Origin of the sequence: Allofournierella massiliensis (assembly GCF_964241245.1) — a bacterium.
GTDB classification, from domain to species: domain Bacteria; phylum Bacillota; class Clostridia; order Oscillospirales; family Ruminococcaceae; genus Allofournierella; species Allofournierella massiliensis.
Window position 1 is genome coordinate 1 of sequence record NZ_CAXSWZ010000042.1, and the last position, 20,098, is coordinate 20,098.

The 20,098-nt window shown below is 59.9% G+C and carries 24 protein-coding genes and 1 other RNA gene; 18 read left to right on the top strand and 7 right to left on the bottom strand.

The features are described 5' to 3' along the window. Positions 1–115: 115 nt before the first annotated feature. On the bottom strand, positions 116–1,507 hold the full coding sequence (locus tag ACESYO_RS15250; RefSeq protein ID WP_058963649.1) for an MATE family efflux transporter: 1,392 nt from the start codon (positions 1,505–1,507) through the stop codon (positions 116–118). Positions 1,508–1,786: 279 nt separating this feature from the next. On the opposite strand from ACESYO_RS15250, the gene ACESYO_RS15255 reads away from it, so the two are divergent. From ACESYO_RS15255 to ACESYO_RS15280, 6 genes are all read left to right on the top strand, one after another. Next, positions 1,787–2,440 (top strand): response regulator transcription factor, encoded by a 654-nt coding sequence (locus ACESYO_RS15255; protein WP_058963650.1) that lies wholly within the window; start codon positions 1,787–1,789, stop codon positions 2,438–2,440. 12 nt (positions 2,441–2,452) lie between these two features. Further along, positions 2,453–3,868, top strand: coding sequence for a sensor histidine kinase (locus tag ACESYO_RS15260; protein WP_058963651.1), 1,416 nt, complete (start codon positions 2,453–2,455; stop codon positions 3,866–3,868). A gap of 111 nt (positions 3,869–3,979) precedes the next feature. Continuing rightward, positions 3,980–4,807: a hypothetical protein gene (locus tag ACESYO_RS15265; RefSeq protein WP_132587352.1), complete on the top strand. Its 828-nt coding sequence runs from the start codon at positions 3,980–3,982 to the stop codon at positions 4,805–4,807. Beyond that, the gene (locus tag ACESYO_RS15270; RefSeq protein ID WP_058963653.1) at positions 4,804–5,640 is read left to right on the top strand and encodes a hypothetical protein; all 837 of its coding nucleotides are present in this window, start codon (positions 4,804–4,806) and stop codon (positions 5,638–5,640) included. Before ACESYO_RS15265 ends, ACESYO_RS15270 begins: the two co-directional genes overlap by 4 nt. A gap of 13 nt (positions 5,641–5,653) precedes the next feature. Beyond that, positions 5,654–6,427 (top strand): hypothetical protein, encoded by a 774-nt coding sequence (locus ACESYO_RS15275; RefSeq protein ID WP_058963654.1) that lies wholly within the window; start codon positions 5,654–5,656, stop codon positions 6,425–6,427. Between the two features lie 13 nt (positions 6,428–6,440). Then, positions 6,441–7,214, top strand: a complete 774-nt coding sequence (locus ACESYO_RS15280) for a hypothetical protein (protein WP_058963655.1) — start codon at positions 6,441–6,443, stop codon at positions 7,212–7,214. Between the two features lie 81 nt (positions 7,215–7,295). Here ACESYO_RS15280 and ACESYO_RS15285 read toward each other — a convergent pair whose 3' ends face one another. Next, complete coding sequence (locus tag ACESYO_RS15285) at positions 7,296–7,847, bottom strand: hypothetical protein (protein ID WP_058963656.1); 552 nt, start codon at positions 7,845–7,847, stop codon at positions 7,296–7,298. A 230-nt stretch (positions 7,848–8,077) separates the two neighbouring features. Here ACESYO_RS15285 and ACESYO_RS15290 point away from each other — a divergent pair, with 230 nt between their 5' ends. From ACESYO_RS15290 to ACESYO_RS15305, 4 genes are all read left to right on the top strand, one after another. Continuing rightward, positions 8,078–8,662 (top strand): GNAT family N-acetyltransferase, encoded by a 585-nt coding sequence (locus tag ACESYO_RS15290; RefSeq protein WP_373210676.1) that lies wholly within the window; start codon positions 8,078–8,080, stop codon positions 8,660–8,662. A gap of 32 nt (positions 8,663–8,694) precedes the next feature. Continuing rightward, positions 8,695–9,957, top strand: coding sequence for a GTPase HflX (gene hflX, locus ACESYO_RS15295; RefSeq protein WP_058963658.1), 1,263 nt, complete (start codon positions 8,695–8,697; stop codon positions 9,955–9,957). Between the two features lie 323 nt (positions 9,958–10,280). Then, the gene (locus ACESYO_RS15300) at positions 10,281–10,721 is read left to right on the top strand and encodes an Lrp/AsnC family transcriptional regulator (RefSeq protein ID WP_058963659.1); all 441 of its coding nucleotides are present in this window, start codon (positions 10,281–10,283) and stop codon (positions 10,719–10,721) included. Between the two features lie 157 nt (positions 10,722–10,878). Beyond that, positions 10,879–11,433 (top strand): DUF4358 domain-containing protein, encoded by a 555-nt coding sequence (locus tag ACESYO_RS15305; RefSeq protein WP_058963660.1) that lies wholly within the window; start codon positions 10,879–10,881, stop codon positions 11,431–11,433. Positions 11,434–11,502: 69 nt separating this feature from the next. On the opposite strand, the gene ACESYO_RS15310 is transcribed toward ACESYO_RS15305, so the two are convergent. Then, entirely contained in the window at positions 11,503–11,664 is a 162-nt protein-coding gene (locus tag ACESYO_RS15310) for a hypothetical protein (RefSeq protein ID WP_156417372.1), read from the bottom strand. 150 nt (positions 11,665–11,814) lie between these two features. Between ACESYO_RS15310 and ACESYO_RS15315 the strand changes: the two genes are divergently transcribed. From ACESYO_RS15315 to ACESYO_RS15340, 6 genes are all read left to right on the top strand, one after another. Beyond that, positions 11,815–12,804, top strand: a complete 990-nt coding sequence (locus ACESYO_RS15315; RefSeq protein ID WP_373210679.1) for a glycosyltransferase family 2 protein — start codon at positions 11,815–11,817, stop codon at positions 12,802–12,804. 184 nt (positions 12,805–12,988) lie between these two features. Further along, positions 12,989–13,201, top strand: coding sequence for a helix-turn-helix transcriptional regulator (locus tag ACESYO_RS15320; protein WP_058963662.1), 213 nt, complete (start codon positions 12,989–12,991; stop codon positions 13,199–13,201). Next, complete coding sequence (locus ACESYO_RS15325; RefSeq protein ID WP_058963663.1) at positions 13,198–13,962, top strand: DUF3169 family protein; 765 nt, start codon at positions 13,198–13,200, stop codon at positions 13,960–13,962. Before ACESYO_RS15320 ends, ACESYO_RS15325 begins: the two co-directional genes overlap by 4 nt. Before the next feature lie 16 nt (positions 13,963–13,978). After that, a complete protein-coding gene (locus ACESYO_RS15330) occupies positions 13,979–15,046 on the top strand; it encodes a CPBP family intramembrane glutamic endopeptidase (RefSeq protein WP_058963664.1) in 1,068 nt (355 codons plus the stop codon). An 88-nt stretch (positions 15,047–15,134) separates the two neighbouring features. Beyond that, entirely contained in the window at positions 15,135–15,422 is a 288-nt protein-coding gene (locus tag ACESYO_RS15335; protein ID WP_058963665.1) for a hypothetical protein, read from the top strand. Between the two features lie 7 nt (positions 15,423–15,429). Then, complete coding sequence (locus tag ACESYO_RS15340) at positions 15,430–16,029, top strand: lysine exporter LysO family protein (protein WP_058963666.1); 600 nt, start codon at positions 15,430–15,432, stop codon at positions 16,027–16,029. 82 nt (positions 16,030–16,111) lie between these two features. Here the strand turns inward: ACESYO_RS15340 and ACESYO_RS15345 are convergent, their stop codons facing one another. Continuing rightward, positions 16,112–17,098: a thioredoxin domain-containing protein gene (locus ACESYO_RS15345; RefSeq protein WP_373210683.1), complete on the bottom strand. Its 987-nt coding sequence runs from the start codon at positions 17,096–17,098 to the stop codon at positions 16,112–16,114. A gap of 242 nt (positions 17,099–17,340) precedes the next feature. Here ACESYO_RS15345 and ACESYO_RS15350 point away from each other — a divergent pair, with 242 nt between their 5' ends. Further along, on the top strand, positions 17,341–17,976 hold the full coding sequence (locus ACESYO_RS15350; protein ID WP_058963668.1) for a lactate utilization protein: 636 nt from the start codon (positions 17,341–17,343) through the stop codon (positions 17,974–17,976). A gap of 61 nt (positions 17,977–18,037) precedes the next feature. Here the strand turns inward: ACESYO_RS15350 and ACESYO_RS15355 are convergent, their stop codons facing one another. The 3 genes from ACESYO_RS15355 to ACESYO_RS15365 form a co-directional block, all read right to left on the bottom strand. Continuing rightward, the gene (locus ACESYO_RS15355) at positions 18,038–18,244 is read right to left on the bottom strand and encodes a hypothetical protein (protein ID WP_058963669.1); all 207 of its coding nucleotides are present in this window, start codon (positions 18,242–18,244) and stop codon (positions 18,038–18,040) included. An 80-nt stretch (positions 18,245–18,324) separates the two neighbouring features. Then, positions 18,325–18,525, bottom strand: a non-coding RNA gene (ssrS, locus tag ACESYO_RS15360) — 6S RNA. A gap of 21 nt (positions 18,526–18,546) precedes the next feature. Then, positions 18,547–18,870, bottom strand: coding sequence for a DUF1292 domain-containing protein (locus tag ACESYO_RS15365; RefSeq protein ID WP_058963670.1), 324 nt, complete (start codon positions 18,868–18,870; stop codon positions 18,547–18,549). 288 nt (positions 18,871–19,158) lie between these two features. On the opposite strand from ACESYO_RS15365, the gene ACESYO_RS15370 reads away from it, so the two are divergent. Further along, the gene (locus ACESYO_RS15370; RefSeq protein ID WP_077138508.1) at positions 19,159–19,989 is read left to right on the top strand and encodes a peptidylprolyl isomerase; all 831 of its coding nucleotides are present in this window, start codon (positions 19,159–19,161) and stop codon (positions 19,987–19,989) included. Positions 19,990–20,098: the final 109 nt, after the last annotated feature.

Genomic DNA, 20,098 nt, shown 5'->3' on the forward strand with positions numbered 1-20,098 from the left:
CCACCTGTCTTCTTGTTTTCAAACAGAAAACCTGCTCTGGCCTGATTGCCAAAGCAGGTTTTTCTACAGGCTGAGAGGAAGCCCGCAGGCTTCCTCTTTTTTATTGGTTTTTCGGTCAGGCTTCTGCTGACTGCTGCACCGCCTCGGCGGGCTTGCGATCCTCTTTCGGCAGCCATTTGCCGCACTTGTAATACACCACAAAGCAGATGCTGGTGATGACCCAGCTCACCGGATAGCTGTACAGAACGGTGGTAATCTCCCGCCGGAAGGGAACCACAAGGAACACCCACAGAATACGCAGGCCGCACACGCCGCAGCCGGTAAGGATCATGGGGATCAACGCCTGACCGCAGCCGCGGATTGCGCCGGACAGAATCTCGATGCACACAAAGGTCACATAATAGGGCATCATGTTGCGGACCATCACAGTACCGATCTCCAGCACTGCCGCATCCTGGGTGAACATGCGCAGGAAAATGCCCGAGCAGCTGACCATCAATACGCTCATGGCAACCGCGGTGCCCGCGCACATGGCAAGGCAGACATGCACACTCTTTCGCACCCGGCTGTACAGCCCTGCGCCATAGTTCTGGCCCGCGAAGGTGGTGATGGCGATGCCGTAAGCGCCGCTGACCATCCAGAAAAAGCCGTCCACCTTGGAAAAGCTGGTCCAGGCTGCCACCGTATCGGTGCCGAAGGAGTTGATGCAGCTTTGCAAGATCACGTTGGAAATGGCGTACATGTTGCCCTGAATGCCCGCCGGGATGCCCACCTGCAGCACCCGGCTCAGGCTGGCCTGATCGAAGCCCAGCCGGGTTTTGTCCAGCCGATAAATGGCGGAGGTTCCGCTCAGCGAGATATACACCAGCGCGGCGCTCACCCACTGGGAAATCATGGTGGCAAGGCCCGCGCCCAGCGCGCCCATGCCCATCACCGCCACAAACACAATATCCAGCACAATGTTTACCAAGCAGGCCACGATCAGAAAATACAGCGGGCGCTTGGTGTCGCCCACCGCACGCAGGATGCCCGCGCCCACGTTATAGAAAAACGAGGGGATCATGCCCAGGCAGTAGGCGATCAGATACTGCACCGCGTATTCCATCACATCGTCCGGGGTCGCCATGGCCACCAGCGCGGGCCGGGCCGCCAGAATGCCCACCACCGTGAACACCAGACCGCCCACCAGCGACATGGCCGCCGAGGTGTGCACGGTCTTGCGCACCCGTTCCGGGTCCCGTGCGCCCACGCCCTGCGCTACCACCACGGTGGTGCCCGCAGCCATGCCGGTGAACAGGTTGACCACGATGTTCACCAGATTGCTGGTACCGCCGCCCACCGCGGCCAGCGCCTGCTTGCCCACGAACTGGCCCACGATAATGGCGTCGAAGGTGTTGTAAAGCTGCTGGAAGAAGGTACCGAACAGAATGGGAAAAAAGAACACCAGAATCTGCTTCCAGATCACGCCCTGCGTGATCTGATTTTCCGCGCTGACGGAACGCGACATATCACAAAAACCTCTTTTCTGAAATTCACTTCCGGGGCCTTTCGGCTCCAATGGCAACACTTCAAAGCCACAACAGTATAGCACGATTGCACCGCCGTGTCGACCATCGTTATTTCTTTGGCGCAAATTCGGTAATTTGCCCAAAGCCATGACAAGTTGGCAACAAGTTCTTTATAATATAAAGGCAAAGCCGGTGTGATATAAGAGATTGACGTTTTCTCATCTCGCGCCGGCTAATACCGGCGCCCTCAGCCGGGCACAGAAAGGGAGACCCGCCCCATGGCACACATTCTCATCGCCGAAGACGAAACCGCCATCAACAATCTGATCCGCTCCAATCTGAAGCTGGTGGGCCACAGCTGCGCCCAGGCCTTCACCGGCCCCGAGGCGCTGGAGCTGGCCCGGAGCCAGAGCTTCGATCTGGTTTTGCTGGACGTGATGCTCCCCGGGCTGGATGGCTTTGCCGTAAAGGCCAAGCTGCCCGTCGATCTGCCGGTGATCTTTGTGACCGCAAAGACCAGCCTGTCGGATAAACTGCAGGGGCTGGGCCTTGGCGCTGAGGACTACATCGTGAAGCCCTTCGAGGTACTGGAGCTGCTGGCCCGGGTGGAGATTGTGCTGCGGCGGGGCGGCAAATCCGCCCGCACCTTCACGCTGGACGGGCTGCGGGTGGATCTGGATGCACACCGGGTCTTTCTCCACGAAGAGGAGATTCCCCTCACCCCACAGGAATACAGCCTGTTGGAAGTACTCATCACCAACCGGAACCTGGCCCTCAGCCGGGAAAAGCTTTTGAACCTTGCCTGGGGCTACGACTATGAGGGCGAAAGCCGCACGGTGGACGCCCACATCCAGCGGCTGCGCAAAAAGCTGGAGCTGGAAGGCCGCATTCAGACCGTTTACAAGCTGGGCTACCGGCTCAGCACCCGCTGAAAGGGGCTTTTCATGAAAAAGATTACCCTGAAATACTGGCAGAAAACCTATCTGGCCACGCTGGCGCTGTTTCTGTGCTGCCTTGCGGGCAGCATCGGGGCGGTGTTCAGCCTGGGGCAGCGGCAGAACTTTTCCTCCACCGTGAATGAGGCGCTGGCCCAGCAGCAGTACCTGATGCAGAGCCTTGTGCAGGATGCCCAGGCTGTGGCTTCCTCCCGCCCGGCGGCGCTGCCCAATCTGTATGAATACTATGCCACCCAGTATGCGGGCGGCGGCATCCCGCTGGAGGTGGCGGAACAGTGCACAGTGCTCTGTTCCACCCTGCCTGCTGTGGAGGGCGAGCGCACCCGGCCGGAGGTTCCTGAGGGCCAGCGGGTCTATCTGGTGCAGCCCACCGAAGAGGGTCGGCAGCTGTTTGTTTCCTCCCGGCTTTCCACCGTTTCGCCGGATACCATCGTCACCTGTGCCTTTCCCATGGAAGGGTTCTATCAGGAGTGGGCCCGCATCCGGCTGCTGTTTCTCATCATCGGCGGGGTGGTAAGCGGGGTATTCGCCATCGCCCTGTATCTGGTGCTGGCCCGGATGTACCGGCCGCTGGCCCAGGTGACCGGCACTGCCCGGGCCATTGCGGCGGGCGACCTTGCCGCCCGCGCGCCGGACAAACGGCGGGATGAGGTGGGCGAGCTGGGCCGTGCCATGAATCAGATGGCCGGTCAGGTGCAGCGCAAAATCGACGAGCTGGAAACCGCCGCCAGCCAGAAGCAACAGCTGATCGACAATCTGGCCCATGAGATGCGCACCCCCCTCACCGCCATCGGCGGCTGGGCCGAAACCATGCAGCGGGCCCAGATGGACCCGGAAGAGCTGATGGAAGCCACCGACACCATTTTGTTCGAGAGCCGCCGGGTGCTGGCGCTCAGCCAGCAGCTTTTAAAGCTGAGCGTGCTGCGCGGCGAACCGCTGGAGCTGGCCCCGGTGGACGCTGCAGACCTGCTGCACCGGGTGGAGCGCACCATCGCCCCCAAGGCCCGGGCCCGGCAGGTAACCTTCACGGTGCTGCCCCCTGCCGAACCGGTGGAGCTTCTGGCCGATGAGGTGCTGCTGGAAAGCCTGCTGGTGAACCTGTGCGACAACGGGGTAAAAGCCTGCGCCGCCAAAGGGCAGGTGCGGCTGGCCGTTCACAGCACACCGGGCCGGGTGCTGCTGACCGTAACCGACAACGGCCGGGGCATGGACCGGGAAACGCTGGCCCATCTGGGCGAACCCTTCTACCGGGCGGACAAGGCCCGCAGCCGGGCCGAGGGCGGAGCCGGGCTGGGGCTTTCGCTCTGTTTTGCCATCGCCCGCCGCCATGGCGCTTTGCTGGAATTCGAGAGCAAGCCGGGCCACGGAACCCGGGCCACGGTGACTTTTACAACTTCGCAATAAGTTTTTACCGCTTCGCAACACACCGCAGCTTTTGCGGCAACAGGTGAGCAGTAAACTGAAGCCAGAAAATACGCCGGGGCCTTCTTCCCCGGCTGCGCCAAGGAGGATGTTATGATGAACCGTCGCCCCATTGCACTCGGCCTTACGGCCACCCTGGCTCTGGCCGCCTTTTCCGCCTGCTCCGCCCCCGGCAATACCCCGGTGGCCGTGAGCGACCCGGTGAGCACCGCTGCCAGTACCACCGCCGACCCGGTGGACCAGCTGGTGAATCATTATGATTACAGCTATCTGGACGCCACCCAGGAACTTTTTGATCTGAGCGCCAATACAGATCCCAGCGACCAGTTTCTGCCCGCGCCCCGGGAAGGGAATTTTCTCAGCGAACAGGAGCTTGCAAACCTTGCCGCCGCAATTTTTGAAAAGGACACCGGACTGGATTTCTCCCAGCAGCAGTTTGAGCTGGTCTTTCACCGGCAAACCTGGTTCGATGTGACCAATAATCTGGTGGATGTGACGGTATATCTGCCCGGCTGTGACGAAACACAGGAGCCGAAAACCCTGACGGACTACGCCCATGGCAACCCGGCACTGACTGTCAGTGCCCAGCTGGACGCAGCGACCGGCAGGCTGCTTTCCTACTCCGGCTCGTTCACTCCGCAGCAGCCGGTGACCGACGATACCCGCGAAGCCGTTTATCTGGAACGGGCAAAGGCACTGTGTACCGCTGCCGGGCTGGGCGAGCTGAGCGACTGCCGGTATTCCGCCGCCGATTCCCTCACCCAGTCCCTCTGGGCCACGCTGGAAAACGGCGACCGGGTGGTGTTCCATCTGGACCATCCCCGACTGACGTTTGAGAATGTCACCGCAATGGGCGGGCAGGGCCGCGTGGACGCGCTGCTGAAAAACGAAATTGTGGACGATGGAGGGATGAGCCAATGAAATTCTGTCAATGCCTGGCCGCCGCCCTCTGTGCTGCTCTGCTTTTCACCGCCTGCTCCGCCCCCGGCAACACCCCGGTGGCCGTGAGCGACCCGGTAAGCACCGCTGCCAGCACCTCCGCCGACCCGGTGGACCAGGCAATTCAGGCACTGAATTACACCTATTTCGATGTGACAGACGAAATGACACAGGGGGAATATCACGATCCCCTTTTCACCTATGCACCGCCATCGGACGGGCATCCGGATTCTCAGGCACTGGTCAACCAGGCGGCCGCCATCTTTGAGCAGGCCTGCGGTGAAAACTTTTCCGATCAGGAATTCATCCTTTACTACTACAGCTCTCCCTTTTCCTATGATCAGCAGACGGTGGCACACATTCAGACCACGCTGCCCAGCACCCGTTTGCTGGAGGATGAACAAATTCCAAAAGAACGATACGAAAACAAAAAACCGGAAGCACTCTATAAACAGCATGCCAGAAACATGACCATCGTTTCGCTGGATCTGGATGTGGAACAGGGCTCCGTGCTGCATTTCGGTGGTGCATTTTCCTTCGATGCTCTGGACAAGCTGCCTGAAAATTACGATGAGCTGCGCAAAGCATTGTGGCCGGATCAGATCTCCAGTTTCTGCGAAGCGGCAAATCTGGGCACACCCGCTTCTGTGAAGTTTTCCAACGATCAGGCTTCCTCGGTATGGGTTACACTGGAGAACGGAGACATCTGCCGCTTTTCTCTTTCTCTTGCCGGAATTGTAGGTTTTGACAATCTGACCCGCGCCGGTGGAGACGAAGCCGTGCAGTCCGCTTTGGACAAAGATGCCGGACGCTGAGGAGGGATTTACCATGACATATCGTTCTGTTCTTGCCGCCCTCTGCGCCGCCCTGCTCCTTTCCGCCTGCTCCGCCCCCGGCAATACCCCGGTGGCGGTGAGCGACCCGGTGAGCGCTGCTGCCAGCACCGCCGGGCAGATCGTGGAGGATTACGAGTTCCGGTTTATCGATCGCACCGCCGAGAAGATCGAGGAATACAAAACCTACGACCCCGCCGAGGGGCAGCCCACCCCTGCCCTGCCCCGGCCGGAATTCCTGCCCACCCAGGACATTGCCAAAAAAGCAGGCGAGCTGTGCCAGTCCGCCCTTGGGATGGACCTTTCCGCCCAGCTGATTGCGCTGTGCTACATGGAGGACCCGAACCTTTCCCGCACCCAGTCGGTGGTGGAGGTCAGCGTACCCATTCCCAGCAGCGAGGAAATCCCGCTGTTTCAACGTGCCGCTGAGGTATTTCTGTGCATGGACCCGGTGACCGGTGAGCTGTTCCGCTATTCCCTTTATCCGGGGCAGGGCTGTGCCGACCCGGAGCAGCCCCAGAAGGACACCTGGCCCGAACTGGCGCAGAACTTCTGCACCGCTGCCGGTCTTGGCCAGATCCAGAGCACCGAATTCACCGATGAGGGCAGCGCCTACCAGGACTGGCTCTGGGCGGTTCTGGAAAACGGCGACACCGCCCTGTTCCAGTTTTCCACCGGCAACACCCTCACTTCCTTTGAAAACGTGACCGCCACCGGCGGGCAGGCACGGCTGGACGCCCTGCACCAAAAAGACGCCATCGACCGCTGAGGAGGGATTTACCATGAAACATCGTTCCGTTCTCGCCGCCCTCTGCGCCGCCCTGCTCCTTTCCGCCTGCTCCGCCCCCGGCAATACCCCGGTGGCCGTGAGCGACCCGGTGAGCGTCTCTTCCAGCTCCGCGCCGGATCCGGTGAGCGCCGCACTGGACGCCTGCGATTACGCTTACCACGACTACACAGAAGAATTTGTGGCCGAGCACCCCGACCCGGTCCAGCTCAACAACGGGCTGGACGGTGCGCCGGATTACTACAAAAGCTATGTCCAGCCGGACGAGGCCTGCATGGATGTGCAGCAGGCAGTGAACACCGCCGCCTGCTGGATGGAAGCCGCCAGCGGCATCCCTCTGGCGGAATACCAGTTCACCACCTATGCCTTCCGCCGCACCGATTACCAGAACGGCGAGCGCACCATCTGGAGCGTGGATTGCTGGCAGGCCCCGGACGGCACCGACGAAGGCAGCTTCCACTTCATCGCTCTGCTGGATGCCATCAACGGCCAGCTGCTTTCGCTGAATGTGAAGCCTCCCCTGAACAGCGGGCTGTACGCCTCTGATTCCTCCGATTCGCTGGAGCTGTTTCGGGCCATGCTGCCCGCCCTGTTTGAGGAGATGGGCCTGCCTGCGGTTGAATCCGTGCAGCAGGCCGAAGATTCCTCCAACAATCTTGCCCCGGTACTGATCTCCACCGCTTCCGGCAATTACCGGGCCGACTACGGGGTTTCGGAGAAAACCGCCCAACTCACCTTCCTCGCGCTGGACGGCGCATTTCTGGTCTGATCCGCCCACATGATAAACACAGCCCGCCATGGTTTTTGCACCATGGCGGGCTGCGTTGTTTCTGTTTGATTGTGTAACCGGTCAGGCGGCCATTGCCCGGCGGCCCACACGGCCCGCCCAGGCCAGTGGGCCCTGATACACCACCCGCAGCGGCTCCAGATAGGCAAAATCCTCCGGGCGCACCAGACTGGGATGATCCGGCAGCTCCAGCGCACCTGCCTCCTGCAATGTCTGGGCCACAAACTGGCTGCACACAAACTTGTTGCGCCGCTGGTGGGCAATGCCCAGCCAGGCCAGCGCCAGACCCAGCACGTCGTAGCCGTAGTCCAGCTGGCGGCGCTCCATCTTTTCCAGGCGGCGGGCAATACGGTCGTAGGCCTTCTGGCTCACCGGCAGCTCCAGCACAAGGCTGTCCGCCGTGCCGCTGCGGCCGTATACTCCGTCGTACAGATTCTCCCTGATAAAACCGGCAGGCAACGGCGCGATCTCGTAGCGGCGGGCAAAGCTGTACATCTGCTCCAGATCCCGGTCCAGCGCAAGGCTCACATGAGTATAGCGGTTGCCGGTCAGGCCGTGCATGGCCCGTGCAAACAGGGTGTCGGTGCGGGATAACAATAAGTAAACATTCGGCATGATTCTGGCTCCTTTCGCCGCAGCTCTCCGGGGCGGGATTCCCCGCGTCCGGGCGGGCGGTTTGCGTTCATCCGGAAGTCCCTACCGGTTCAGTAGGTTTCCCTTTGTTCATATAACGAGCCTGAATCCGGTGTTTCTTCACCTTTTTTCAAAAAAATTGACACACTGCCCGCTTGCACCTATAATAAAAGCACTTTCCCCGGCAGCGGGGTGTGAGGAGGGGATTTTCCATGCGCCATCTGGGCACACAGATTCTGACAACCGAGCGGCTGCTTCTGCGCCCGCTCACCGCCGCGGACGCCATTGCCATGTTCGAGAACTGGGCCAGCGACCCGCAGGTGACCCGCTTTCTGCGCTGGGAGCCCCACAAAGACTGGCTGGAGACCGCCCAGCTGCTGGCCGGCTGGGAAGCCCTTTACCAAAACCCGGACTACTACCAGTGGGGCGTCTGCCTGCGCGGGTCGGACGCGCCCTTCGGCAGCATCAGCGTGATGGAGGGCGAGGAGCAAACCCCGGCCCTCTGGCGCACCCCGGGGCTGGACCATTCCGCCGGTGTGTGGGAGGCGGGCTACTGCTATGGCCGCGCCTTCTGGGGCAAGGGCTACGCCACCGAGGCCCTGTGCGCGGTGCGGGATTTCTGGTTCCGGCAGGTGGGCGGGCAATGGATGGCCTGCTGCCACGCGGCGGAAAACCCCGCCAGCGGCCGGGTGATGGAAAAGGCCGGCTGGGTGTGGGACCACGACAGCCTCTACCACAAATTCGACGGCACTCCGGTGGCCTGCCGATGCTATGTGAACCAAACCCCTGATTTCTGATTTGATAATCTGACGCGATAAAAGGAGCTTTTATGAGTGAATTGATGATTCAAGACAAGGAACCCGTGAAGGTGGTTCTGCTGGGGCTGGACCTGGGCCAGTTCGACGCGGACCGCAGCATGGAAGAGCTGAGCGCTTTGTGCGAAGCCAACGGCATGGAGGCGGTGGCCCAGATTGTGCAGCGGCGCGCCGCCCCCGAGGCGGGCACCCTGCTGGGCGAGGGCAAGCTGGAGGAGGCAAAGCTCTACTGCCAGAATCTGGGGGCCGAAGCGGCCATCTTTGACGGCGAGCTCTCCGGCAGCCAGATCCGCAACCTGTCCGAACGGCTGGACGTGGAGGTGCTGGACCGCACCATGCTGATTCTGGAAATCTTCCGCAGCCGGGCCGTAACCAATGAGGGCAAGGTGCAGACCGAGCTGGCCATGCTGCGCTACCGGCTGCCCCGGCTGCAGGGTTTGGGCGAGAGCCTGTCCCGTCAGGGCGGCGGCGGCGGTGGTGGCGGCGGCGCCCGGCGCGGTGCCGGTGAAAGCAAGCTGGAATATGACCGGCGGCACATTCACCGGCGCATCGAGGCGCTGGAGCAGAAGCTCACCGAGCTGGAAAAGCGCCGTGGCGAAAACCGCCGCGCCCGCCAGAAGGCCGGCACCCCGGTGATCAGTCTGGTGGGCTACACCAACGTGGGCAAATCCAGCCTTCTGAACGCGCTGTGCGGGGCCGAGGTAATGGAGGCAGACATGCTGTTCGCCACGCTGGACCCCACCGCCCGCAAGCTGACCCTGCCCAGCGGTTTGAACGTGATTGCAGTGGACACGGTCGGCTTTGTGAGCCGCCTGCCCCACAAGCTGGTGGAGGCCTTTAAAAGCACGCTGGAGGAGGCCGCCTATTCCGACGTGATCGTAAAGGTGGCGGACGCCGCCGACGAGGAGCGGGAGGAACAGCTGGCCATCACCGATCAGGTGTTGGCGGAGCTGGGCTGCGAAGGCATCCCCCAGCTGACCGTATACAACAAGTGCGACAAGGCCGGCGCCACCCCCTTTGACCCGGCAGTGATTCTGACCAGCGCCAAGACCGGCAAGGGTCTGGATGATCTGCTGGCCGCGCTGGACGCCGCCCTCTCGGACCGGGTGCGGGCGGTGAAGCTGGTGCTGCCTTACGACAAGCTTGGTCTGGCCGAGGCCATGCGCAGCCGGGGCAGCGTTTCGGTGGAGGATTACCGGGAAAACGGAGTCTACTTCGAGGGCTTCGTAAAGAGCAGCGACCTGCACATTTACCTGCCTTATTTATTGGAAAATTAAGATAGAACGCAGAAAGGCCCGCCGGAAACCCGGCGGGCCTTTCTGCATAGAGGGGTGGGAAAGTATAATAAGTGAGAAGTTATCATATTCAGGGGTGCCTGTCTGGCACTGTCTTTAGTATACCCATTTTTCTTAATATGTCAAATTGAAAAGCCGGTTTTCTCTTTCCTGTTCCCCTTTACTTTTGCATTTTTACTTTATATAATTAAGGAAACCCGCAAAATTCTTTCCATCTTTTTTAATTGTATATTTTCTCTATATTTTTTCTTAACTTTGTCAACTTTTTGTGTCACTTTGTTGTCATCCGGAAGGGAGTTGTTTTTTTGGACGATTTAGACAAAAAGATCCTGATGCTTTTGGAGCAAAATGCCCGTATGCCTGTGAAGGACATTGCCCGCCATGTGGCGCTTACCAGCCCGGCGGTGTCCAGCCGGATTCGGCGGCTGGAGGAGCAGGGCGTGATTGCGGGTTACACTGCCCTGCTGCGGGATCCCCAGCGCCAGAACAGCATCGACGCGCTGATCAGCGTGTCCATCGCACCGGCAGACCGGGAAGAATTCCTCACGCTGGCCCGGGCCGACGGGCAGGTACGCCAGTGCTTCCATGTGACCGGCAGCCACAGCTTCATTGTGAAGGTGAGCTGCGAAAGCATGCAGCAGCTGGAGCAGCTGATCACCCGGTTCCAGCGCATGGGCCCCACCAGCACCCAGATCATCCTGTCCACCCCGGTGGAGCGGGGCTCTTTTTTCAGCCCGGCGCAATAATCCGGGAGGCTGTTTCGTATTCCAGTCACAGGGGCAAACAAACGGCTGTTTGCCGACGTCATGTTTCATGACCGGCCGGCCTTTGGGGCATACTTGCAGCAAAGGGCCGTTTTCTCCCGCCGCCGGCGGGGCTGCCCATTGACAAAGGAGTGTTTTTATGAAACGTTTGATTTCTATTCTGCTGGCCGGTGTGCTGGCTGCCGGGCTGGTGGGCTGCGCCTCCTCCGGCGCGGATTCCGCCGCCAGCCATACCCCCGCGGACTACACCGCCGCTCTGGCGGACAGCCGCACCGAGGAGGACAACAGCAACTACACCATCTTCACGCTGGAGGATGGCAGCTACACCGCCAGCAAGGGCTACGCCGAGCATCTGGACTCGGAGGCCATTGCCAGCCAGGGCCAGATGAGCCTGGAGGTGCTGGGCCTTGCCGCCGAGGACGTGCAGAGCGCCGCATACAGCGTGTCGCTGATGAACGTGAAGGCCTACGGCGTGGCCATTGTGAAGCCCGCCGAGGGCAAGACCGATGCGGTAAAGGAAGCCCTTTCCGGCTTCATCGAGGCTCAGAAGTCCGCGCAGGAGAATTATCTGGCCGACCAGTACGCCATCGCCAAGGCCGCCAAGCTGGAAACTTTGAAATCCGGTGAAGTAGTGCTGGTGATGTGTGAAAATCAGGACCAGGTGTTCCAGAGCATCGAGACCGCGCTGAAATAACCCAATGAAAACAGCTCCGGGCCGCGTCCCTTTTAAAAGGGACGCGGGCCGGAGCCTTCTGTTTGCGAATCAGCCGCTGTTTTTCTGAATATAGATGCGCAGCGCCTGGATCATCAGTAGCAGAACCCTGATGCTCAGCACCAGCACCGCCACGCCCAGCGCCACCAGCGCCAGATTTACCAGCACCATCAGCCAGCTGAAAATCGCGCCGATTCCAAAACCAATGGACATGGAACACTTCCTCCCTTTCTTTTCAAATCGCTGTTTTTCCCATCATACCATAAAGCGATAAAGAGCAAAAGCCTGCATTGCCCGCCGGACAAAAGTTTGTTATAATGGCAGATGAATCAACAATACAAAAGAGAAAGGCGGTTTTCGCCAATGAAAGCCACTGTGGTGATCCCCAACCTGAACGGGGCCGGCTGGCTGCGGGATTCCATCGAATCCGTCTGGACCCAGACCATGCAGGATTTTGAACTGATCGTGATCGACAACGCCTCCACCGACGAAAGTCTGGAGATTGCCCGCAGCTATGTGGGCCGGGAAAACTATACCCTCATTGAAAACGACCACAACACCGGATTCTCCTACGCGGTGAATCAGGGCATCCGGGCCGCAAAGGGCGAGTTCGTGGCTCTGTTCAACAACGATGCCTTTGCCGAGCCGGACTGGCTGGAAAACCTGATTCGTGCCGCCGAGGCCGACGAGCGCATCTTCGCAGTAAGCAGCCTGATGATCCGCCACTTCGAGCGGGAGCTGGCAGACGACGCGGGCGACTATGTGACCATTTTGGGCTTTGCCTGCAAGCGGGGCGACGGCATGAAGGCCAGCCGTTACACCAAGCCCTGCCGGGTGTTCTCCGCCTGTGGCGGCGCGGCCCTCTACCGCAAGCGCATTCTGGACGAAATCGGCCTGTTTGACGAAAACTTCTTCGCCTATTACGAGGACGTGGACATCAGCTGGCGAGCCAACAGTCTGGGCTATAAAAACGTCTACTGCCCCACCGCCAAATGCTACCATATCTGCGGCGCCACCACCGGCGCGGTGCGCTACAACCCCTTCAAGAGCATCCAGAGCGGGCGCAACAGCATTCTGCTGCCCTACAAAAACATGCCCATTCTGATGTTTATTCTGAACATCCTGCCGCTGGCGGCGGGCTATCTGCTCAAGGCCGCCATGTTCCGGCTGCGGGGCTTCGGCCCGGCCTACGGGCAGGGCTTCAAAGAGGCGCTGAAGGTGATGGGCAAGCTGGAAAAGCCGAAATTTCGCTTCAAAAACCTGCCCAACTACGTGTTTATCGAGCTGTGGCTCATTGCGGACACCTTCCGCTACATCGTCTACCGGGTGCAGCGGGCCTTCCACATTCAATAAGCGCTTTTCCCCTCGGCGTTCGCCGGGGGGATTTTTTTGCTCCTTTTTCACCCGCCGGGAAAATGACAAAAATATTTGTCAAAAGCAATTGACAATGATCCTTGTCATTGCTATACTGATAATGACAAAGATGCTTGTCATTACGACAGGAATCTTTTGTAACACAGCAAAGGAGGTCGAGGCTATGCCGCTGGGAAATCGGCTCAAGGAGCTGCGGGCGGCCAAGTCGCTGAATCAGCAGCAGCTGGGGCAGCTGGTGGGGGCGTCCCGCCAGACCATCAGCCTGATCGAGCGGGGGGATTACAATCCCTCCATCACGCTGGCACTGCGCATTGCCCAGGTATTCGAAACGCCTGTGGAAGAGGTCTTTTATCTGACGGGGGAGGAAGAGCAATGAAACCGAAAACCGAGAAAAAGAGCAGCTGGGTCTATGTGAAATTTGCGTTGATCGTCGTGGTGGCCGGGCTGTTTGGCGCAGCATGCAACATGATTACCGGAACCAATTTTGAGAGTTTTTCCCATCTTGGGGACTCTCTGAGTCGGGGGCTTTACGGTGCAGGCGTTCCGCTGCTGGCCTGCGGAATGCTTCTGGCCATTGCCGCCACCGGCCTGTATCTGGCGGCCAAAAAGCCCATGGCCCGGGCCGATGAGGACGACGAAGCCTACGAGCAGGCCAACCGCCGGCTCTGCCTGTCCATGATTCTGACCACCCTGGGCTTCCCCTGGTTCATGCTGACCATGGGTCTTTGCTTTTCCCCCGCCATGCAGGAGGAAAACCTCGCGCTCACCGGGCTGGGGTTGCTGCTTCTGATTGCTCAGCTGGTCTGGTTCTCTGCTCTGCAGGCCATCGTGATCAGCGCCACCAAAAAACTGTTCCCGGAAAAGCGGGGCAACGTGTTCGACACCAAGTTCCAGAAGGACTGGTACGCCAGCTGCGACGAGGCCGAACAGAAAACCATCGGTGATTGCAGCTATTTCACCTTCCGGATCATGAACATCCTTTATCCCATCGTCATGGTGGCGCTGTTCATGGTCGGGTCCACCTGGACCATCAGCGCCCTGTGGTTCGTACTGCTGGGCGGACTGTGGCTGGTGCAGACTCTCGCTTATCAGCTACGCTGCTACTGGCTGCAGCACGTAAAATCCCACCGTTCCTGAGAAAGGAGAACTGACAATGAAAACCAACTGGACCGCTGTCGAAAAACGGCAGCTTGTGATTTTTGCCCTGGTGGCCTTCGCCCTGCCCTATCTGCTGGGCATTCTGATGGGCTTTGCCTACCATGCAGGCAGCAACGTGAAGGTCTTCCCCTCGGCCCAGATGTTCTACCCCGCCGCCGGAGCGATTCTGGCCCTCCTGCTCACCCGCAGGGAGGACAAAACCCTTCCCCGCAAATTCTATTTCTGTTTCCTTGCCGTGACGGCGCTCATGGCCCTGTGCGCCATTGCCAGCGCCATCGCCCCTTCCCTGCCCTGGGAGGGCGTCAGCAATGGCGTCATCATGGCGGGCAGCGTACTGTGCTGGGTCTTTTACTTTGCCGACGGCAAAGCCCGCCGCACCGCCTGGGGACTGCGGCTCAACCGCTGGGTATTCGCTGCGTTTGCGGTGTTCGTGGTGCTCTACGTTGCACGGCTAGCTCTGCTCAGCGGGCTGATGGTTCTGATCGACCCGTCCCTGGCTGCCAGCGAAAGCAGCAGCGGCGTCACCCCGCTGTATTTCACCATCATGCTGGTGAGCATGCCGCTGAACTTTCTGCTGGTGTACACCGCCTTTTTCGGGGAGGAGTACGGTTGGCGCGGCTTTTTGCAGCCCCTTCTGCAAAAGCGCTTCGGCCTGCGGGGCGGCATTCTGGTGCTGGGCGTGGCATGGGGGCTGTGGCATCTGCCCATCAACATCTTCTTTTACAGCCCGAATACCTGGGGTCTGAGCGTGCTGAATCAGGTTGTGCTCTGCATCTGTTACAGCGTATTCTTCGGCTTTGCCTACATGAAAACCAGAAGCATCTGGGCGCCGGTGCTGATCCACTTCTTCAACAACAACGCCATCACCCTGTTCGCCGATCCCAATGCCATCCAGAATCAGGTTCTGGACTGGACCAGTGTGCTGCTGGGCTTTGTGGCGCTGGCGGTGCTGTATCTGCCCTTCTTCGCGTCCAAAGTGTTCCGCAGCGGGCCGGTGGTGGAGCTGCCTTTCCCGGCAGAGGCGCAGCCCACCGAAGCCGCACAGCCTGAAACGGCTGAATAACACTGTTTTTCCCCGCGGGGGTGCATTGCCACCCCCGCGCTTTTTTGCTATAATAGGGAGAAGTTTCGCGAACTGGAGGGAACCGTTTGTGGATGTAATCCTGATCATGTGCCTCGGAGTGCTGGTGGGCAACCGCTTTTTCCCCAGGCAGTACAAAAAGCTGTGTGAACGGCTCCAGGTGGTGTGCACGCTGGCGCTGATCTTCTGTATGGGCACCATGCTGGGCCAGCGGCCCGGCTTTTTGCAGGAGCTGGGTCAGCTGGGCCTGCAGAGCCTGGTATTCTGCCTGATTCCGGTGGCCTTTTCGGTGGTCTTTGTGTATCTGCTCACCTGCCGTTTCATGAACGGGCGGGAAAAGCGCAACAAGCGGAGGTAAGCGGCCCATGGTAATTTTAGCGGTAATCGCCCTTGTGGGCGGCGTTGTTTACGGTCTTTCCGGGCTGGAGGTTCCTCTGCTGACTCTGCTCACCGACCATTCGGATCTGGTGCTGTATCTGCTCATGTTTCTGGTGGGCATCAGCATCGGCATGCACGAGGGTATCTGGGCCAAGATCAAGCAGTACCACATCAAAGCCTTTCTCATTCCCATCGGCATCATTCTGGGCTCGCTGATCGGCGGCGCGGTATGCGCCCCGCTGCTGGGCTTTTCGGTGGAGCAGGGCACCATGGTGGCAAGCGGCCTGGGCTGGTACAGTCTGGCCGGCGTGACCATCGGCAATCTGGCCGGGGCGCAGCTGGGCAGCATTGCCTTTTTGAGCAACCTGATGCGTGAGATCATCTCCTTCTTCCTGATCCCGCCCATCTCCCGCCGCCTGAACTACTACACCTGCATCGCCCCCGCTGCCGCCACCAGCGAGGACACCACCCTCTCGATGATGATCCGCTTCACCGACGAGGAAACCGTGGTGCTGTCGGTGTTCAACGGGGTGGTCTGCTCGGCCGCAGTGCCGCCGCTCATCTCGCTGTGCGCGGCGCTCTTCTGAATTTCTTCGGGTTTCGACACAAAAAGAACCGGGCCGGAACGCTGGCATTTCGCTGGTCGTTCCGGCCCGGTGTTTTTTCTGTTTATTCCTTTTCGCCAAAGCCCAGAGCGGAGAAATCCACCTTCACCGGCACATGATCCGGCGAGTAGATCATCTTGCCCCGCCAGACCGAGGCCGGCAGCGGCTCCACCGGCTGTTCCACCGGCTCCTGGGGTGTTTCGGTGGGCTCCTGCGGCGGGCAGGGTTCCTCTTTCGGCGGATAGACTCCGCTTTCCGGCGCGGCAGTCCAGTCCTGCTCTGCCGAAGGTGCGGGCTGCTGCTCCTGCGTCGGGGCCGCGGGGGCGGTATCCGGTGCGGCAGGCTGCTCGGTCTGCTGCGCTTCAAACGCCCTGTTCTCCTCCAGCGCGGCCAGCAGTTCCTCCTCGGTGAGCGCCCCCTGATCCGGGTGCTCAAATCCGCTGAATCCGTTCATCTGCGGGGCAGCCTGCGGCTCCGCTCCATCTGCCGTCGGCTCCTGTGCGGGCAGGCGCAGCTCCTGCGCCACCCGCTCCATGGCCGAGCAGTCTGCAGGCAGGTCGGTCATGCTGTGGCCATAGTGGGCGAACAACACCTGACGCTCCCCATCCACCACCAGCGTAAGGGGCAGCTGATGGCGCTCGTTTTTCGCGGGGGAATAGCCCTCCTGCCGGGCCTGCTTGATAATACGCATGCCCTCCAGCGAGTAGCAGCGCAGCATTCCCTGCTTCTGGGGAATCTGGAAGTAATCGTACAGCGCGCCCTCTGCGTCGCAAATCAGCTCAAAGGGCAGCGAGCCTTTGGGGGCAACCCGGGCAATGGCCTCCGGCCGGGAACGCACCACACAGGCCAGCCGGACGCTGCGCAGCGCATAGATGGTCTCCAGATACTGGGTGATGAAATGCCGGGTGATGGGATGCCCGAAGTTGGGCAGGAACACCATGAGCACCGGGCCATCCTGCTGCAAAAAGCCGGAAAAGCTCTTCTGGGGCTCGTAGGGGGTGTCGTAGGAAAACGCCGGGAGCTTGTCCCCGGCCTTTAAACGCTTGGCCATGCCAGTCATACTCCTTCAAAAATCCGGTTGGAACACCGGCACAAAATCAAAAGGCGAAGCAGCAGCGCACAGGCGCTGCTGTTCCACTTTATTGTAGCACAACCGCCCCGGCTCCTGCAATGGGAGCTCCTGCCGGCGGCCTGTAAAACTTTTGTGCAAAAGGGCGTGCCGTGCGGCGCTGAAAATGGAAAGATATGCTATAATAAAGAAAATCCATCGAGCTGTTAAAGGAGGAATTTTTCATGCATGAAGCCGTGATTCAAAACACCGAGCGCCGCATCCAGCGCACCATGGAAGCCTTGCGCGCCAACAATATGGAGGCCTATTATGTAAAGACTGCCGCCGAGGTTCGCCCCTTTGTGGAGCAGATGATCCCCGAAGGCGCCGTGGTTTCCAACGGCGGCAGCGTGAGCCTGGCCGAAACCGGCGTAATGGATCTGCTGGCCAGCGGCCGCTACCAGTATCTGGACCGCAGCAAGGTGACCGGCGAGGAGCTGGACGCATTGTTCCGCCAGGTATTCAGCGCCGACTGGTATCTGGCCAGCACCAACGCAGTGACCGAGGCCGGTGAGCTTTACAACGTGGACGGCACCGCCAACCGGGTGGCCGCCATCACCTTCGGGCCCAGGAACGTGCTGCTGGTGGTGGGCTGCAACAAGATCGTGAAGGACATTCACGCCGCCGCCCGCCGGGTAAAGGAAATTGCCGCCCCCGCCAACACCGACCGGCTGAACTGCAAGACTCCCTGCGCGGTGACCGGCACCTGCGCGGACTGCCACAGCCCCGCCCGCATCTGCTGCACCACCACCATCCACCGCTATCAGCGGATTCCCGGCCGCATCAAGGTGCTGCTGGTGGGCGAGCCTCTGGGCTTCTGATTGTTCTGATCACAAAACAAAAATGCGCCGCTCCGCTGCTTTGTGCAGGGGGCGGCGCATTTTACTTTTTGTTTGCAGGCTTTCGGGCAGGCCGGCGCAGATATCCCGCCTGGATGGTCAGCTCCGGGCGGCGCACCCTGCGCAGCAGCTCGTCCTTTTCCGCCTCGCGGCCGGGTTCAAAATCAAACTCCCGGTATTCGGCACGGGGGCTGGTCCCCGCCCGGCTGGCGTAGATGTGGCTTGCGCCGTGGTAATCGCCCTTTCCCATGGGGGTGAATTCCTCCTTTTGCCGTTGGATACAAAAAGCCCCCGGTTCTTTTAAAAGGACCGGAGGCTTCTGTGTTTTCAAATAGCCCCGCCTTGCCGTCTGCAGCCAATCAAAACCTACCGGATGGCAGGTGGGTGCCCTGTGGCCGTTTTTCCACTCCCTTCTTCCGTACTCCCCTTGAAGGGGCGGGAGGTCTGCGGTCCGGCGGTCAACTCCGGGCTCCCTGAATTTGATTAGTAGGATTATTTAAAGCTGCAACAAATCGCACAAGGCAGGATGCTAAGCGTGTTTGGGCGGCAGGCTTACTGCTCGATGTCGAAGAATTCGCGCAGGCGCTTTTCGAACATATTGCTCACTTCGTAAAGCTCCTCGTCGTCCTCCACGATATCCAGGTACTCGCCCTCCGCGTCCTGGCCGACCTTCATCAGGATCAGGTCCAGGTCAGCGTCCTCCAGCTCTTCCTCATTCTCCACATAGGGAACGAGGGCCATATAGTGAACGCCCTTGTGGTCGGCTGCATCGATCACCTCAAAGGTGTGCTCTTTGCCTTCCTCGTCCTCCAGGGTCACCAGGTCGGGGGTGTAATCTTCTTCCTGCTCGGTGACAGGGGTGTTGTTCTCAGCCATGTTGCTCTCCTTCTTCGGGCGGGCCGGTGGGCCGCGCCTGTGTGATCTGCTAGATAAAGTTTACCCTTTTTTGCCCACTGCGTCAATAGAAAAACGCAACAAAAGCGGGTGTGAAAGTTTTATAAAATACTTGGGCCGATCGGTTTTTATTTTTCCCGGCTTTGTGGTATAATATGTATTACTTGTACGGCAACGCCGCACACTTCACGGACGGACGCCTCAGGCGCGCTCCTCCACCTGGAATGATACAGCGTTGCCCTATCACGAAATTACAGGAGGACTTCTTCCTTGCGCAGATTCATTGCTTTGGCAGCGGCCGCCCTGCTGGCAGCCGGCCTGCTGACGGGCTGCGGCGGCGGTGCCGCGGGCAGCTCTATCAAGCGCCCTCAGGTGGAAAGCGAAGAGCTTCAGTTCCAGGCACCCGCCGAGGGTGACCCCATTGCCATCTTCAACACCAGCGCCGGTGAGGTTCGGGCCGTTCTTTACCCGGATGTGGCGCCCATGGCGGTGGAAAATTTCACCCGCCTTGCTCAGGAGGGCTATTACAACGGCACCAGCTTCCACCGGATCGTTTCCGGCTTTGTAGTGCAGGGGGGCGACGCTTCCGGCAGCGGCACCACCGGCTCCACCATCTGGAACAACAACCCCTATCCGAAAGAGATCTCGGACCAGCTGCACCATTATTCCGGCGCGCTGTGCGCCGCCTTCAGCCCGGACGAAAGTGTTTCCGGCCTGAGCCAGTTCTATTTTGTGCAGTCCCTGCCCGAAAAACTGGACGACAGCCTGCGCACCCAGATGGAAGAAGCCGGCGTGCGCACCGAAGTGATTGAAGCCTACGACGCGGCGGGCGGTCTGCCCTATCTGGACTATACCGACACCGTGTTCGGCCAGATTTATGAGGGCATGGACGTGGTGGACACCCTTGCCCAGAGCGAAGTGGATGAGAACGGCAAGCCCCTGGAGGACGTGCTGCTCAACAGCGTGACCATCAGCACCTACGGCGCGGCAGACCCTGCCCCTGCCAGCGGCAGTGATGGGGCTTCCGCTTCCTCTCAGGCCTCCAGTGCGGCGCAGAGCGCGCCCCAGAGCGCTTCACAGAGCACCAGCCAGACGGAATGATTTTCAAGAGCGTACGCGCTGCGTACGCTCTTTCAGCTTGTAGAAAAACCTGCTGTGACAATCAAGCCAGAGCAGTTTTTTTGCATGAAAAGTAAAAGAACAGAGAAAA

Bases quoted from the DNA above. Each gene is read 5' to 3' on its own strand.
- ACESYO_RS15250 (WP_058963649.1), bottom strand. From the start codon at position 1,507: ATGTCGCGTTCCGTCAGCGCGGAAAATCAGATCACGCAGGGCGTGATC.
- ACESYO_RS15255 (WP_058963650.1), top strand. From the start codon at position 1,787: ATGGCACACATTCTCATCGCCGAAGACGAAACCGCCATCAACAATCTG.
- ACESYO_RS15260 (WP_058963651.1), top strand. From the start codon at position 2,453: ATGAAAAAGATTACCCTGAAATACTGGCAGAAAACCTATCTGGCCACG.
- ACESYO_RS15265 (WP_132587352.1), top strand. From the start codon at position 3,980: ATGATGAACCGTCGCCCCATTGCACTCGGCCTTACGGCCACCCTGGCT.
- ACESYO_RS15270 (WP_058963653.1), top strand. From the start codon at position 4,804: ATGAAATTCTGTCAATGCCTGGCCGCCGCCCTCTGTGCTGCTCTGCTT.
- ACESYO_RS15275 (WP_058963654.1), top strand. From the start codon at position 5,654: ATGACATATCGTTCTGTTCTTGCCGCCCTCTGCGCCGCCCTGCTCCTT.
- ACESYO_RS15280 (WP_058963655.1), top strand. From the start codon at position 6,441: ATGAAACATCGTTCCGTTCTCGCCGCCCTCTGCGCCGCCCTGCTCCTT.
- ACESYO_RS15285 (WP_058963656.1), bottom strand. From the start codon at position 7,847: ATGCCGAATGTTTACTTATTGTTATCCCGCACCGACACCCTGTTTGCA.
- ACESYO_RS15290 (WP_373210676.1), top strand. From the start codon at position 8,078: ATGCGCCATCTGGGCACACAGATTCTGACAACCGAGCGGCTGCTTCTG.
- hflX (WP_058963658.1), top strand. From the start codon at position 8,695: ATGAGTGAATTGATGATTCAAGACAAGGAACCCGTGAAGGTGGTTCTG.
- ACESYO_RS15305 (WP_058963660.1), top strand. From the start codon at position 10,879: ATGAAACGTTTGATTTCTATTCTGCTGGCCGGTGTGCTGGCTGCCGGG.
- ACESYO_RS15310 (WP_156417372.1), bottom strand. From the start codon at position 11,664: ATGTCCATTGGTTTTGGAATCGGCGCGATTTTCAGCTGGCTGATGGTG.
- ACESYO_RS15315 (WP_373210679.1), top strand. From the start codon at position 11,815: ATGAAAGCCACTGTGGTGATCCCCAACCTGAACGGGGCCGGCTGGCTG.
- ACESYO_RS15320 (WP_058963662.1), top strand. From the start codon at position 12,989: ATGCCGCTGGGAAATCGGCTCAAGGAGCTGCGGGCGGCCAAGTCGCTG.
- ACESYO_RS15325 (WP_058963663.1), top strand. From the start codon at position 13,198: ATGAAACCGAAAACCGAGAAAAAGAGCAGCTGGGTCTATGTGAAATTT.
- ACESYO_RS15330 (WP_058963664.1), top strand. From the start codon at position 13,979: ATGAAAACCAACTGGACCGCTGTCGAAAAACGGCAGCTTGTGATTTTT.
- ACESYO_RS15340 (WP_058963666.1), top strand. From the start codon at position 15,430: ATGGTAATTTTAGCGGTAATCGCCCTTGTGGGCGGCGTTGTTTACGGT.
- ACESYO_RS15345 (WP_373210683.1), bottom strand. From the start codon at position 17,098: ATGGCCAAGCGTTTAAAGGCCGGGGACAAGCTCCCGGCGTTTTCCTAC.
- ACESYO_RS15350 (WP_058963668.1), top strand. From the start codon at position 17,341: ATGCATGAAGCCGTGATTCAAAACACCGAGCGCCGCATCCAGCGCACC.
- ACESYO_RS15355 (WP_058963669.1), bottom strand. From the start codon at position 18,244: ATGGGAAAGGGCGATTACCACGGCGCAAGCCACATCTACGCCAGCCGG.
- ACESYO_RS15365 (WP_058963670.1), bottom strand. From the start codon at position 18,870: ATGGCTGAGAACAACACCCCTGTCACCGAGCAGGAAGAAGATTACACC.